This is a genomic window from Lysinibacillus sp. Ag94, assembly GCF_023242215.1.
GTDB lineage: Bacteria > Bacillota > Bacilli > Bacillales_A > Planococcaceae > Lysinibacillus.
In genome coordinates, this window is record NZ_CP096780.1 from 3,025,028 (window position 1) to 3,039,339 (window position 14,312).

A 14,312-nucleotide genomic window follows, 5' to 3' on the forward strand; every position below is an offset into this window, starting at 1 on the left:
AGTCACTATTCCATACAAAACTACCTCCTGCATGTAAAATGTCATCTCGCCTAATTCTCACACTTTTCTTCCTAGACCACTGTTTACAGAGTACTCCTTGATGGCCCAGCCTTCATGAGTTTTCGAATCAAATATCAGCTTACTTTTTAACCACAAACTTCTTTGGGTTAAGAAAAAACCTTGAAAGGCATAAAGCTAGTCAAGGTAATAAACTCTCAAAGAGTTATTTTGTTTTCGCCCAATCGTAATTACACATTGGATAGCACTGATATTCCAAGTATAGTTTTATTTTTTTCATGTTTCCTTCTATTCTTATCTACTGAAACCTCTCTTTCCATCGCCTGTTCTTCCCCTTGTATGCTAGTACTTGTATAAAATTTAACACTTAGTACACTAATTAAATAATCGTAATCTTTTCAATTTACGTATTTAAATATGCAAAAAAGCACTTGTCGCCTGTTATAGGCAATCAAGTGCTTTAAGTTTATAAATTTTCTAAGTTTATTAATATTTGCAAGTTTTATAAGTTATTTTAGTATTGACAGTATGATATCTTTTTTACTACATGGCAAGTGTACCTTTTAAACCCTTTAGCTTGTTTAATCTCGTGGGTTTCGTCCCTATGACATCCATAAGTGGTCCCTTGTAAGTAAAATGTCATCTCGCCTATTCTCGCTCTTATTACATTAGTGCTAAAATAGCACCTCTTGATGGCTCTGCCTTCATGAAGTCTCGATTCTCAAACAATTATTGTTCATTGGGTCCATTCTTTAATCTTTAATCTTTAATCTTTAATCTTTATTGTTCCTTCTTCTTCTCGAAGGTGACAATATAGCCAATCAAGGTTTAAAAGGTGTTTTCTACCATCCCCCTCTTATAAAATCTGGATCATCTATTTCTTTTATAAATACTGAAATCCATAATACTGTGTTATTCACAGGGTCTGTTTCAATGTAAACTCCTTTAGAGCTACAATACACCTCTTCAAATTCATCATATATAAAACTTGGTTCTAACTTAATAACTTCATCAATATGCATTCCTACACTTATTTTATTAAATAAAGTACCTTTATAATTTTCTAAAGTAGTTATTTTAAATATTTTACCGTTTAACAAATTAAACCATAAATCAATTGAATTATCTATTTCGTATCTTATTAAAAAGTTTCCTAAAAGTGTTGGTTGCTTACATTGTTGCTCAATTAATGAATATAAATCATTAATATGACTATACAACTTTATATTTCCCATTCCAATCCAAGGAACGATAGGCGCCTGTAAATCAATCAAATATATCACCTCTCCGTAAAAATAATATTAGCATTCTCTTTTCCATCAGTTTTATAAGTGTCCTTTTTTCCATCTACAATTTTAATTATACCTTCGTCACTTGTACTGATTTTTACATAAGGGTTATCCCCATGTCTCCCTCCACCAGGTGATACTTGTACTTGTGTTATATTTCTCCCGTTACCATGATTATTAATTTGAATTATCTGTGCACCAGATCGAGATTTAGTAGATACTTTTATTGTAACATCATAACCTTCGCTCTTTAAAACCTCGGCAATTTCATTTACACTCTTACCACTAAATGCTCTTGGGTTTGATTCAATTGTTTTAACTGTAACTTTACCATTACTGATAACTTTATCCGTACCCTATGTTGTAATCTTAAAATCTACTTATAAAAAACATCCTATCTAAAAACCTTATTAAACTACTTCTTTCTCTTTTATTTTCGGCAATTCATAGGCTATTTTGTGCTTCATCATGCCGTAAATAATGTTTACAAGCGTTCTCATGATACAAACTAATGCTTGTCCCTTTGTTTTGCCTTCTTTTAGCTTCCGTTGATAGTATGCATGGAATACTGGATTCCTTGGCAGCTTACTTCCTTTTGCCACCTGTACTTGCTGTACAGCTAAGTTGTAAAATAAAGCGTGTAGCGCCCGATTTCCCTGCTTGCTTTTTTGTTCCCTTCCTTTCCCACCAGAGCCAAAGTAAACTGGCGCAATGCCCGCAAATCGTGCTAATTTGTTGGCATTCGGAAAACGGCGTACATCACCTATTTCTGCAATTAAAGCCGAAGCTGTCACGAGATCTATGCCTGGCATCGTGTCTAATTGAACGTCTAGTAAACTCATTAACCCTTTTAATTCTCGTTCCACATATCGCATTTCCTGCTTCTTAAATGAAATGTCTCTGACGATGCTCTTTACTAGAAAGTCTCGTGTTTCTTGGTGTTCTCTTATTGTGTTTCCATCCTCTTTCACCAACTTTAAAATCTCACTCGCTTTTTTCACCGAACATGTATTACTACTGGCTTCTAATAAAAATATGGTCAATTGATTAACACTTACACCATCTAAACACGGTGGAGACGGGTATCGCTCCCAAAATGCCAATGCTGTTTTTCCATCTACTTCTGAAAAAAACTTTTTATAGCTTGGATAGTCGTGACTTAATTGAATATGCAGTTGGTTCTTTAAAGCACCTTGTGCCTTTACTAAGGCATTTCTTCTACTGACCAGCTGTTGTATCGACCAATATAAATCATGTGGTTTAGCATCTGGTAACTGCTCTAGTTTGTTCACCAAAATTCTGGCTACACATTCTGCATCCCAACTATCGCTTTTTTGTGTGGTCATATGGCTTTTTCGTTCAGCATATGAAAGAGCTGGATTCACTTCTTTTACAATTTGCTCATGGTCTGCTAAATATTTAGCTAACGCTCTCCCATAGCCCCCAACATCTTCTAAACCAAAAATAGGTGTCAAACCATCCTCCATATGTTTATAAATATCCAGTAAAAATGTTGAAAAAGCAGACGGTTTATTTTCAAACTTTATTTCATCTAGTTTTTCTTGCCAACAATTAATAATAACCGCCACATGGTGTTGCTTATGTAAATCTACTCCCACATAAAAATGTTTCTGTCTTTCGTGCATTAACTTATCCTCCTATTCAATGGAATGAAAATGCCGGCAACCTTAGTTCGAGCGTTCACCAACTGGTGCGCATTGGTACGAAAGCCTATCCATTTTCACCGTTATATGAGGTTATATAAGTAAATGAGCCCCTTTTTTAAGTAACTTTTTAAATTATAGCCTCATGTTTGCCATTTGCTTGTATTTGTCCATATGTATAAATTCCCCGATAAAAGCTCTCACGATCTAAAATGCGCTTCACTTGCACTTTTGTAAATCGTTTCCCTTTCTCTGTTCGATGGCCTTCCATGTTGAGCTGTTCTGCCAATTTAGATAGTGACCAATGTTTAAAAAAATGTCTTAATTCAAATAGCCTCCGTACAACGATTGCTTTCTCCGTATCCACTTCTAATACTTTTCGCCCTTTCTGTACTGTATAACCAAACATGACACCACCACCTGCATAGCCACCTTGTTCAGCTTTTTTCTTTCTGCCCCTACTTAGTTTCAATGCAATCTCTAATCGTTGATATTGGTCTAATAGCTCCAACATCCCATTCACTAAAAAATCATTTGGTTCATGTGTGTATATGCTGTAATTTGGCTGCTCAATCGCTTTCACATCTGCGTTATATTTTTTCAACTCTCTTTGTATCAATACTTTTGCCATATCAGAGCGCCACAAACGAGACGTATTTAATACAATTACTTGGCTCACTTGGTGATATTCTATATCTGCCAATAGCTCTTGCAAGCCTTCTCGCTCAATAGTTAATCCATCTTCATCAACTGTCGCTCCACTGAGTCCTCTATCTTCGTATATGTGTAGCAGTTGTAGCTTATTTTCGTCACAATACCTTTCAATTTCTTCTACTTGATATGCTAAACTATATCCTTCACGTACTTGCCCTTCTGTTGAAACTCGTACATAACCAACTACTTTTTCTTTCATAATGCCCCTCCCGTTACAGCAATTAAAGTCCCTGTAACGCTTACCCGTGTTTTGCGGATAACTTGTGTGTAACGTATATCCGTTACAACATACTGTACGACCTTACCCAAATTATGCACAACCCTTTATTTTACAGTCGTTTTTTCTCTAGTAGGGTCGTACACTATAAGTAACCGTTACAATCAAAAAAAGAGGTGGTGTTTTTATTATGTCTTCTACTATTCGTTTACGTCTCAATGAAATTTTAATTGAAAAACAAATGAGCCGTCGGCAACTGGCCAAGCAAACCTCATTGCGTCCTAATACCGTCAATGATTTATGTACACAACCCATACAACGTCTGCATATAAGTACTCTTTCAGCTTTGTGCGACACATTACATGTCTCTATCCAAGACCTACTTGTATTGGAGATAAACGATTAACTCACTCGCAGAACTATTGAACTTGGTTCTTCTATCAATCTTTTCCATTCCACCCTTGCTAATTCGTCGAAGTCCAATCGATACTGATTCGTAAGGGTCTTTTTTATTTCCCTCCGTATATACTGTGTATACATATCTCTTCCATCTCGCATGCTAGCTACCCGTTCTCGTTGCTTGTTTTTAAGTATTTGCCAATCTATCACTACAGCCGCAAAATAATGTTCATTCTGTTTCGGCGGGTGTTTCATTAGATCTTTAAGCAATACTTGCTCATTTACCTTGTACACCACTTCTATTCGGCTTAATTCATAGGCTAAATAAATTCCTTTATTCCTTGCTAGTTCTAGCCGTTTATCATAAACCCTACAAAAACCATTCCGTTTACGTTGGTCGCTTCTACCAAAATACCGTGTTGTATCAAAGTGTGTCATATTCCTCCGTGCGTCTGTCGGTATCACCACTATATTTTCTAACCCCGTTTGTATATCATACGCTACATCACAGCTCACAAATTCTACTTGGCTTGCCCGCTTCCCTATCATCTCTAGTATTTCTCTGAAATGCGAGTAATGCTCTGGCCTTGTTTCAATCCTTAGGGTATGTAAGTGTCCTTCTGTTTCTCTAAAGTTTTTAAAATATATATGAATGTATACATCGTCACTTTTCCATATGTGCAATTCATAGCTATATGTTCCACTATATATCTTCACTTTCACTTTATATTTCTGCACTCCCACCATATAAACACGTAAAAATGCTGAATGTGGTACATCCTTATAATCTATTACAAACTTATCTATCGAAACCTCTATTTCCATCGCCTGTTCTTCTCCTTGTATTTTCGTACTTGTTTAAAATTTAACACTTAGTACATTAATTAATAATCATAATCTTTTCAATTTACGTAACTAAACATGCAAAAAAAGCACTTGTCGCCTGTTATAGACAATCAAGTGCTTTAAGTTTATAAATTTTATAAGTTTATTAATATTTGCAAGTTTTATAAGTTATTTTAGTATTGACAGTATGACATCTTTTTTACCACATGGCAAGTGTAACGTTTAAACCCTTTAGCTTGTTTAATCTCGTATGTTTGTTGCTTATGCCACCCATACAGTGGTCCTTGTAAACAAATTGTCATCTCGCCTATTCTCGCTCTTATTGCTTTATTGTTAAAATAGCACTCCTTGATGGTCTAGCCTTCATGAGTTATTAATTCAAATTCAAGGATATCTTTTACTGTATACAATTAAAAAACTATTATTTCCTTGTTTATCACCACGAGCTTTGTCATTCTCGTTAGTTTGTTTGTTATTCCATATTTATACTACCCTTTCCATTTAAAAGGTCTCGCCCAATTTTCGTTCTTTTCTCGCTATCCCTGTTCTTATTGTTCAATAAATCTTCCAGATTAAACTTGATATGTTATTTTAACTCATTAGTCTGCTTATCAAGCAATAGACAGGAGATTTTTTTCGCTCCAACAAAGTAATATTTTTCACTATCGAAACCTTCAGCAATGAACTTAAAAATATAATTACCTTTATCCACTTCAAATTTATCTGTTAAATTCTCTATTTCTTCCTCAGTAGCTAATCTAATTACGGGATATGATGTATCTGTTTTCCAGCCAAAAGGCAGAGAAACAAAGTGGACTTGCTCAAAATTAATCTCAATATTAACCTTCTTTGTGGTATTATCCAACCGACCTATAATTGTTAAATCCCATCCATTTGATAAAGCAACATCAAAATCCATCCATAGCTCTTGAGAAGCATATTCATTGATTCGCGTTATTACTTGAAGTACTTCATTTTCATTCATAAAAAATCTTTGTTCACTCAATATTATCACTTCCTTATCTATTTAACTGAATATGCGTATCTCTTGCAGCCTCTTCATTAAATAAAGGGTTCGGCCGCCCATCTTTATGCGTTTCCTTTAATGTACTTTCATGGTGCCATTTCCCATTAGAATCCATATATTCTGTTCCGTTACCAGGCTTCTGTCTCCCCACTCTATAAATACTTCCCGATTTTCCATACTGAGTTTCAGCTTCGTGAGCTCTTATCTCGTATTTATAATCACCATCAACCCACTTTTCTTTGAATCTTCCAGGTAATTCATCTAGCCCTTGTCGCTTCATTACTTCATCTAAGAAATCTTCAGGGTTAGTTGTTTTAGTCAAATCAACTTTACCCGTACCCTTATCAATCTTCTTCAAATACTCTCCAAGTTGCTCTATTTCTTTCTGAGTATGTTGTACTTCCTTCACCTTTTTTGTTTTATTGGCGAGATCATAAGCTGCTTCAAGACCTTTTTCTAAATCCTTCAAGGTTTCCACACCTTTTTTTGCTTTTCCAGCCTTACCAAAAGGGCTGAGAAGTGAAAGAGTTGCTTCATTTTGTTCTCGAAGCGTAGAGTTTGGATTTCCGAATTTGACAATATCTTCGATTAGCAAAGCGTAAGCCATATTGGCACTTATTACTGTAATTGGGGCTAGACCATCTGGATATACTGTTGAAGGAGCACTTATGACTCTACGCAAGTCCTCAAGTGTTGTAACGGGCTCTCCAGCATGTACTGAATTTCTATCTCCGTTTGAAACTGACTGTCGTTCTTTTAAGTATTTCTCCAGTTCTGCTTCATCTATGATTTTTTTCCCAGTTTGTTTAGTTTGCCCAGTAATTAAGTCTTTTCCCGTGCCCATTTCATATAAGGCTTTGATATTTCCAAAAATAGGAACACAATTCAACCCCAAAGAAACTAGTTTAAGATTTTGGGCCTTTTCATACTTTTTGACTTGTTTGACAGCAGCTTTTGACGCCTTTCCGCCCTTTGTAGTAGCCCTTTTATCAGCTTTTTTCTGTGCAAGTACTGCTTTTTTCACAGCCTTTTTAAACATCTTGGACAATTTTCTCTTGGATAATTTATTTTTAAGCTTCCTGGCCTTTGTAAAAACCTTTCCTCTCTTCTTCTTAAAGTTCTTCTTAAGCTTTTTGAAGAGATTCTTTAATTTTAATTTATTTTTCGCCTTTTTGATTTTCTTTTTGAAGGCCTTTCCTATTGCTTTTTTAACATTTCTAACAGCGGGAATACAGCCAAGGAGGCTGCCTATCGCTCCAAAAAAACCTATACTCTTACTTTTCCCCTTCTTCGCCATTAAGCACCACCCCCACCAACAGGGATACTGCCCATGACGTCTAGGGCAGATTCAAGGTCTGCTCCGTCTTCTGGTGCATTGGACATGGACACAGGTGCTTTGTTCGAGCCTTCCATTGTCACAATCTGCCCTTGCATATCGGTGTTGCCGTCAAGAACGAGACTGCTGGAGCCACAGGTTAAATGCATGGATTCTGTAGCACTCATGGAAATGCTTTTCCCAGCAAAGGTGATTGTATCATTGGCTTTTAATGTAAGCGGATGCTTACTATGTACTTCTACTCCGCTGCCCTGATTAAGCTTTAGGAAAACGGCGCCTTCCTGTGCGGTAAACGTCACCGATTGTGGGTCTATCTTGATGTCCTTGCCTTTTGGTGTGCCCCAGTAGGACGTTCTCGGATCGGCTGTTTTTGGGTTGGAGTCGCCGCTCTTTCGTACACTGTGACGAACAACGGCTGCTTCCTCCCGATGCGTCGGGAAGGCAAGGTGAACGCTATCGCCTTCCTCTGGTGGGCTGTAAAAGCCGCTATGTCCTTCTGCTGTATACGGCGTAGCAAGTGAGAACCAGGTGGCTTCTTCCTTTTTTTGAGCCTCATCAATAGATAAGTGTAAGCGGACTTGATCCTTCTTGACCTCTAATACCTTACCCTCAATTGCTATGCCTGACAGGGAAAGAATATTTAGTCTTTCTTGATGAATGCCTGACTCGGGCAGTAAATGATATTCATATGTAAGGACACCTTGTTGCATGCGTGCTATGGATTTGGCCACAACTAACTTCTTGTTTTGGATCTGGACACGGTCACCGAGTGCTAATGTTTTTTTGGACTCGATTACATAGGAAACTGTATCCCGCTCCTCTATTGGTCGCTCAATGTCATTTTGCAGCGTATGTAAATACTTGGAGCGATCCTTGGTGATTGTATAGCTAGTAGCTGACAGTTTTTCTAATCGACCTTCCGGCAGACCGAACCATAGCTTAGGTCTATCGGCATCTACTGCTGGTACGAGTACTGATCGAAAACGAGAGGCCATGCGCTTTAGAAATTGCCAGTCAGTCTCTCTATATTGTAATATAAATTGCTTTAGAGGAGTAGATTTCGATGCAGTATCAATAACATCTGCACCTGGATAGTTAGCAAGTACTTGCTTGAGCATGGCATTATACGTCATCTTGTCATGCTGGAAAGAGCGAGCTTTGCGTTTACAATCCAAGGTAAATGTAGATGACACCGCTTCTAGCTCAATTTGGTACACGCCTCTCACCATACGAACTGCCACTTCGGATACTTGCCCTTTAAAAAGCGGCCGTACACGCTGTCCATTGCGCTTTTCATAGAGCTCTATTTGATCTGAACTGCTGGCAATCTGCATACAGCGATCTTTCTTCTCCTCCAGGATAAATCCCGTAATTGATAACCTTGCATGGTCATTCACAGTTTGGGTCAAGCTGAGATCATGCAACGTCTGAACCTCATAGGGGGATACAAGCTCAAGCTCTCCGTATCCAATTACTTCCTCATACGTGTTCACATGAATACCCTTCTTTCCTCAGGGATGATGGCTTATTCTTGACCATCATCTTCTACCTTTATCGTCCCGCAATATAGGCACATATTCGTAGATTGATTGGTAAGTGCGGGAAAACGCTCAATCAACTGATCAGATTTTCCATTAATCCATGGCATCGTAACCACTGGAGTACAGGGCATCGGTTTCAAAACACCATTATTAGCCGCTGTTGCTGCTGCCACTGTAGGATTTGATAATGTTTGACATAAACCAAAGGGCTGGATGTTAACATTGGGTTTATAATCCATTGTGTTCATCTGTGCCTTGTTTTTTGTATACACGCCATGGCTTACTGGCATCTTTAAAATGCTTGTTTGGTCGCCCTGTGAGCATGATAATTGGGCGCCAGCAACTACATAACTGCGCTGCTCATCGCCTTTTGTCTGCATTTCATCCGCCATTAGAAATCACCCTTTCTATCAGAAACGTCCATTCACATCGCTTCACTTTTGCATACTCAAAAGCGAAATAATAGGTAATGCCGAAATTACAAACTAATTAATGATTTCGTCGACTTATCATTGCCTTCCTCAAACAAACTGTATAAATAATGTTTTTCTTGCTACGCTAGTTACCTTGAAGGAAGGAGCTCGTTCCATTTGCCTTCCGTTTGCACTTTGCGTAATCGAATACCTCGAAACGAACGGCGCAATATACTTTCTGCGAGCTCAATATTGACAATGATATAATCCTCTTTTATCCCTTCAATTTGAAAGAAAGTGTATGGTGCGGCTAAAGTCTCATCAATAACGAGCTTTTTTAGCGTTCCATCTAGATGAAATTCGGTTTGTGCTGAAAGACAGGCCACTTTTGGAGGAATGGAAAGCCAATATAACGTCTGTTTTAATTTCGGCATATCTACGAGAACAACTGGTTTAAACGGTAGGCGTGGCTCATATTTTTCTACTAGCTGCTTTACTGGATCAGCTAAAAGAGCAATTGGCTTTTCGATAAAATCGATATAGTCATTTTCACTTTTATCTAATACAGGAAATTGACGATCTAGCTCCTCTAGCTCCTCCATTCTTTCCACTGTTAATAGTTCTTTTTTAATAATTTTTGATAGTCCAACTGGTTCTACAGCATTCGAGATACGCTCATCCTGAGATAGAATAAAATAGTTCATCTTGTTTCTCCTTTTTCACGACATCTATTTCCAAATGACACTCTCTATTTGGAATGGATCTAGCTTCAGATGCTCCCGTGCTTCCTTCGAGAACACAGCTTTTTCTAAATTAGCTCCTTCGAAATGAGCATTCTTGACGTTAGCCCCGATAAAGCAAGCACCTCGTAAATTAGCTAGCTCAAAATCAGCATCCTCTAAATTAGCACCAGTAAAGTTCACTGGGAGATAGCCGGGCATTTCCCACTGCTGTCGATTAGTTAGTCCGCTTGCTCCCTGAGTTTGTTGGAAGTTAGCACCTTGCAATTGACTATTGCTAAAATCAGCCTCATGAATCGTGCTGAAGCTTAAATCAACGTCCATTAGTTTACTATTCCTAAGATTGGCGCCAATGAGTAAGCAATTACGCATTTGGCTCTGTGCTAAATTCGTTTTCTGGAAAAAGGCATATCGAATATCTAAGTTTTCATAGTTGCCACCAGCTAGATTTAATTTGCTAAATACTTCATACGAATATTCATCCTCTAATTTTTGAGCCAGCCAAGCTTTGATTTCTTCACTATCCTTCGATGAGAAGTCCTCACTATAGACAACTTCATTGACGTCCATAAATTCACCTATACGAATTTCTACAGCATCATCCCGATCAAGTGCTAAATATTCTGGACATCTAATAATGTCTGGTAATGCATATCTAGCAAGGCTAATAACATATTGATGAAAATGAGTCGCTTCCTTTAGCTTGATGTGCTCAATATCCGCTTGGGAAATAGCTCCCATGAACGTTTTGCTGTATACATATAATTCTTCAACGAATTGCTCTAAAAAGCTTAGAGCCCAGCTTGCATCATAGGTCGTTAAAATAGGTCGGACGTCAAAGAACCAATCCTCATCTGTCCCCTCTACTAGATAATGATGGCGTCCCTCCAGTAGTTCTGTGCGCAGCATGGAAAACGTAATATGTCCAATTGGTCCTTTCTGTTGAAGGGATTGTTGCTGCTGTAGCTGCTGACAAATGATTTGGAAGGATTTTCTAAATTCTTCAGCAAGCTCATCCTTTGAGGATTGGAAAAAATCCTCTAATGCTAAGAGATGGGTCAACCGTCTTTTCTCTACTTCCGTTTCATAAAAATGCTGTAAAACTCCCTCTGCTTGCATCTGTGTCTCCTTCTTTCTAATTGGCCTTTACTTCTTTCCCGAAAATTTGCACACTGCCATCCATCGTTATTTTACTTTCTTTGCATTTTAATGAAATTTCCTCCTCTGCAGACAACAGAATTTTCTTGCTTGCATTGACTGAAATGTCTGCCTCGGAAATAAGCTTAATTTCCTTTTTACTAAAAATTTCAATACCGCTCGCTTCATTTAAACGGATAAAAATATCGTTATCCTGTGCTGTAATGACAATTTCTGTTGGGCTCATCTTAATTTCTTTGCCAAAGGCTGTTCTATAATATTTCGTCGAAGGATCATCTAGCTTATTAGTCGCGGTACTGTTTAAATTTTTTCGAATCGAGCTGCTAGCAATTCCCTCTTCTTCTCGATGCGAAGGGAAATACACATGAACAAAGTCGTTCACTTCAGGCATACAATACCAGCCACTATGCCCCTCAGCTGTAAAAGGCGTTGCATAAAGGAACCAATGCGCTTTACCTTTATCCTGTTTTTCATCAATAGTTAGATGGACTTTAATATGATCCTTGGCAACTTCCAACACTTTACCTTCAATAGAGACACCAGAAATTTCATCGTTGAATATTTCACTCTTGTTCATACCATTCTTCGTTGAAAGTGTATAACAATGCTTAAGTAAGCCATCCTTCATCGACGTAGAGGCCTCACAAACATAGAGTGTTTGCTCATGAAATGTTACGTAGTCTCCTATAGCAAGTACCTTATCGGTTTCCACTTCATAGTATAAAAAGTCATGCTCTCCCATACCTTGATTACCGTTATATGTATAGAGAAGATAATCTGCTAGTTTTTTTCTTGTCGTATAATGATAGTCTTCTAGCTTTCCTTTTGCATGACCAGCAGGGACACCAAAATGGAACTTTGGCTTATCAAAAGTAGCAGCAGGAACTAGTCCAGTGTTATAGCGGGAGGCAAGACGTTTTAAAAATTCCCAATCGGTTTCTCGGTACTGTAGAGTAAACTTGCCTAATTTCCCTCCCTTAGTAGCCTCATCGATGACATCGAGACCAGGATAATAAGGACTCATGAGCTTGAATAGAGATGAATAGGTTAGCTCTTTATCTTGATAGGAGCGATTTTTTTTCTGAATATCAAGGAAGTAGGTGTTGGAGGCAGCTTCGACTTCCATGTAGTATATCCCTCTAACCGCATGTATCTTGACGCCTAATATAACCCCCTTAAATAAAGGGGTAGGTGCACCTAAATGATCGAGTTGATTCACTTCGATGGATGAATAAACCTCTGTCATTTCCACGTACTGATCTCGAACTTCCTCAGGTACAATGCCTGTGAAGTGTAAAGTTGTGTGCTCATTCATTTTCTTTGTGAGTGTAAGATCTTGAACGCTCACTAGTTTAAATGGCAATATTTGTATATTATGATAGGCAGTTACTAATCCACTCATCGTAATACGCCTCCCCTTCCGTTAGAAGCGAATTGCATCGTTTCCATCATCGCTCTAGCGATAGGACGCCAAGTCTCAGTATCCTCCTCCGTACAATTGAACGTACCAATAAGTGCTTTCTCATCAATCGATACAAAGAACATTAAATTAAAAATCTCGCCATCAATAGCAGGTGTCATGACCTCAATAAAGCCAACTGTTTTGTCATCTATTTTGATCACATCTGTATCAAACCATTGTGCTGCAGGCTGAGCTTGCTCAAGAACGTCAATCATATTTTCCTGAAACTCAGCTACACCTTCATCAGATAAGGAATGTGATGTCTTGTTGAAGGCTAAATTGATAGTAGATGATTCATCCGTATAAATAATATTTGGTCTGCGCTCTGACGGGTATTTTAATGAGGCTAACTCAGCTGGCATGATTGAAAAGAGCTTCGGCATTCGGAACGAAATTTTTCCATCCATCACACGCTGATCAATGACCGGCACTTCCTGCTCATCTATATTGACAAAATCCTGGTAAAGGTCAATTGCTTGTAGCTCAGACTGTTCCTCCTGTAAAGGCTCCTCAGGCGGCGCTTGCTCCTCTTTCAAAGCAGCTTGCTTTTGAGCTAATTCATGTTGTTCTTGCTCTCGCATTTCATTTCTAAGAGCAATAATTTTTTCATCTAAAAATTTCAACCCATTCACCTTCCGTTTCATGAACGTTTTTTCAGCAGACCAGTAGCTAGTCAACAATCATGCGCTTAGGTCGCCCTTGACTGTGCCCTGTCATACGACCACCGCGCTTTGATTCTAATAAAATACGGTTCAAGTATTTATGAATTTGACTATTAGAAAATGTTTGGTAATCAAGCTCTAGCCGATTGCAAATATAGAAATCAATTGCTTCTCGTTGAACGCGCTCTTGATTTAAGCACTCTAAAGCAAAGGCTATATCATACGGATTCACTGGCCGATTTTTTAACAGCTCTCGTGCAAAATAGTGCAAAATGATTGGATGATATGTGCTTTTTTGAAAACCTGCATACTGACAGTGAAGATAATTGACCGTATTGTATTCTGTCGCAAAATCAAGAAAATCAATATACTCTGAACGCAGTTTGGCACCGGATTTTAATTTAAAGCGCGCTAACTCTAGCTCATTATGTGCAAGCTCTAGTGAATCATCTAGCACAATCTCTGTCGTGAGGCTTCTAAAATCTAATTCATTCACTTCTTCAGCAAATCGTACTTTTAAAATTGTTTCGCTTCCTGTTGCTTCATAAGGAAGCTCATAGCTACTATGCAGCATATAAAGCTTTCCATTATGCTTGATAATGCCTTTTGTAATGATGAGGCTTGTATCTGCTACAATAATTCTGGCACCGGAAATAATGCCATTCGAATAATCTTGGAAATATAAATCTAAAAATTCTCTTGGGTAATCTCGCAAATTTTCTAGCATTTCTCGCTTTAAAATGCGGCCTTTTTGAAAATGTGGATATTGATTGGCAAACAAGCTGTCACCCACCTCTTTTCTTGTTTTTCACTGATCAATGATGTC

General features: G+C 38.0%; 14 protein-coding genes. 1 reads left to right on the top strand and 13 read right to left on the bottom strand.

Annotated features, from left to right (window positions below):
- Window positions 1-860 precede the first annotated feature (860 nt).
- The 3 genes from MY533_RS13975 to MY533_RS13985 all read right to left on the bottom strand — a co-directional run bounded on the left by MY533_RS13975 (window position 861) and on the right by MY533_RS13985 (window position 3,884).
- Window positions 861-1,292, bottom strand: a complete 432-nt coding sequence (locus tag MY533_RS13975; protein WP_248716452.1) for a hypothetical protein — start codon at window positions 1,290-1,292, stop codon at window positions 861-863.
- Window positions 1,293-1,717: 425 nt separating this feature from the next.
- On the bottom strand, window positions 1,718-2,953 hold the full coding sequence (locus MY533_RS13980) for an IS110 family RNA-guided transposase (RefSeq protein WP_248716453.1): 1,236 nt from the start codon (window positions 2,951-2,953) through the stop codon (window positions 1,718-1,720).
- A 148-nt stretch (window positions 2,954-3,101) separates the two neighbouring features.
- The gene (locus MY533_RS13985) at window positions 3,102-3,884 is read right to left on the bottom strand and encodes a recombinase family protein (protein WP_248716454.1); all 783 of its coding nucleotides are present in this window, start codon (window positions 3,882-3,884) and stop codon (window positions 3,102-3,104) included.
- A gap of 208 nt (window positions 3,885-4,092) precedes the next feature.
- Here MY533_RS13985 and MY533_RS13990 point away from each other — a divergent pair, with 208 nt between their 5' ends.
- The gene (locus MY533_RS13990) at window positions 4,093-4,308 is read left to right on the top strand and encodes a helix-turn-helix domain-containing protein (protein WP_081977956.1); all 216 of its coding nucleotides are present in this window, start codon (window positions 4,093-4,095) and stop codon (window positions 4,306-4,308) included.
- Here the strand turns inward: MY533_RS13990 and MY533_RS13995 are convergent.
- The 10 genes from MY533_RS13995 to MY533_RS14040 all read right to left on the bottom strand — a co-directional run bounded on the left by MY533_RS13995 (window position 4,305) and on the right by MY533_RS14040 (window position 14,267).
- The gene (locus tag MY533_RS13995; protein WP_248716455.1) at window positions 4,305-5,126 is read right to left on the bottom strand and encodes a replication initiation protein; all 822 of its coding nucleotides are present in this window, start codon (window positions 5,124-5,126) and stop codon (window positions 4,305-4,307) included. The genes MY533_RS13990 and MY533_RS13995 overlap by 4 nt on opposite strands.
- 607 nt (window positions 5,127-5,733) lie before the next feature.
- Window positions 5,734-6,153, bottom strand: a complete 420-nt coding sequence (locus MY533_RS14000; RefSeq protein WP_248716456.1) for a hypothetical protein — start codon at window positions 6,151-6,153, stop codon at window positions 5,734-5,736.
- 13 nt (window positions 6,154-6,166) lie between these two features.
- A complete protein-coding gene (locus MY533_RS14005; protein WP_248716457.1) occupies window positions 6,167-7,471 on the bottom strand; it encodes a pre-toxin TG domain-containing protein in 1,305 nt (434 codons plus the stop codon).
- Window positions 7,471-9,003, bottom strand: a complete 1,533-nt coding sequence (locus MY533_RS14010; protein WP_248716458.1) for a contractile injection system protein, VgrG/Pvc8 family — start codon at window positions 9,001-9,003, stop codon at window positions 7,471-7,473. The genes MY533_RS14005 and MY533_RS14010 overlap by 1 nt, the downstream gene beginning before the upstream one ends.
- A gap of 32 nt (window positions 9,004-9,035) precedes the next feature.
- Window positions 9,036-9,443 (bottom strand): DUF4280 domain-containing protein, encoded by a 408-nt coding sequence (locus tag MY533_RS14015; protein WP_142507228.1) that lies wholly within the window; start codon window positions 9,441-9,443, stop codon window positions 9,036-9,038.
- Window positions 9,444-9,613: 170 nt separating this feature from the next.
- A complete protein-coding gene (locus MY533_RS14020; RefSeq protein ID WP_248716459.1) occupies window positions 9,614-10,168 on the bottom strand; it encodes a serine protease in 555 nt (184 codons plus the stop codon).
- A 24-nt stretch (window positions 10,169-10,192) separates the two neighbouring features.
- Window positions 10,193-11,323 (bottom strand): pentapeptide repeat-containing protein, encoded by a 1,131-nt coding sequence (locus MY533_RS14025; RefSeq protein WP_248716460.1) that lies wholly within the window; start codon window positions 11,321-11,323, stop codon window positions 10,193-10,195.
- Window positions 11,324-11,339: 16 nt separating this feature from the next.
- Entirely contained in the window at window positions 11,340-12,764 is a 1,425-nt protein-coding gene (locus MY533_RS14030; RefSeq protein ID WP_248716461.1) for a hypothetical protein, read from the bottom strand.
- The gene (locus MY533_RS14035; protein ID WP_248719214.1) at window positions 12,761-13,456 is read right to left on the bottom strand and encodes a hypothetical protein; all 696 of its coding nucleotides are present in this window, start codon (window positions 13,454-13,456) and stop codon (window positions 12,761-12,763) included. Before MY533_RS14035 ends, MY533_RS14030 begins: the two co-directional genes overlap by 4 nt.
- A gap of 37 nt (window positions 13,457-13,493) precedes the next feature.
- Entirely contained in the window at window positions 13,494-14,267 is a 774-nt protein-coding gene (locus tag MY533_RS14040; RefSeq protein ID WP_248716462.1) for a DNA and RNA helicase, read from the bottom strand.
- Between the last annotated feature and the right edge of the window lie 45 nt (window positions 14,268-14,312).

Excerpts from the sequence above, each read along its gene's own strand:
- MY533_RS13990 (WP_081977956.1), top strand. The coding sequence starts at position 4,093 with ATGTCTTCTACTATTCGTTTACGTCTCAATGAAATTTTAATTGAAAAA.
- MY533_RS13995 (WP_248716455.1), bottom strand. The coding sequence starts at position 5,126 with ATGGAAATAGAGGTTTCGATAGATAAGTTTGTAATAGATTATAAGGAT.
- MY533_RS14030 (WP_248716461.1), bottom strand. The coding sequence starts at position 12,764 with ATGAGTGGATTAGTAACTGCCTATCATAATATACAAATATTGCCATTT.
- MY533_RS13980 (WP_248716453.1), bottom strand. The coding sequence starts at position 2,953 with ATGCACGAAAGACAGAAACATTTTTATGTGGGAGTAGATTTACATAAG.
- MY533_RS14005 (WP_248716457.1), bottom strand. The coding sequence starts at position 7,471 with ATGGCGAAGAAGGGGAAAAGTAAGAGTATAGGTTTTTTTGGAGCGATA.
- MY533_RS13985 (WP_248716454.1), bottom strand. The coding sequence starts at position 3,884 with ATGAAAGAAAAAGTAGTTGGTTATGTACGAGTTTCAACAGAAGGGCAA.
- MY533_RS14020 (WP_248716459.1), bottom strand. The coding sequence starts at position 10,168 with ATGAACTATTTTATTCTATCTCAGGATGAGCGTATCTCGAATGCTGTA.
- MY533_RS14025 (WP_248716460.1), bottom strand. The coding sequence starts at position 11,323 with ATGCAAGCAGAGGGAGTTTTACAGCATTTTTATGAAACGGAAGTAGAG.
- MY533_RS14015 (WP_142507228.1), bottom strand. The coding sequence starts at position 9,443 with ATGGCGGATGAAATGCAGACAAAAGGCGATGAGCAGCGCAGTTATGTA.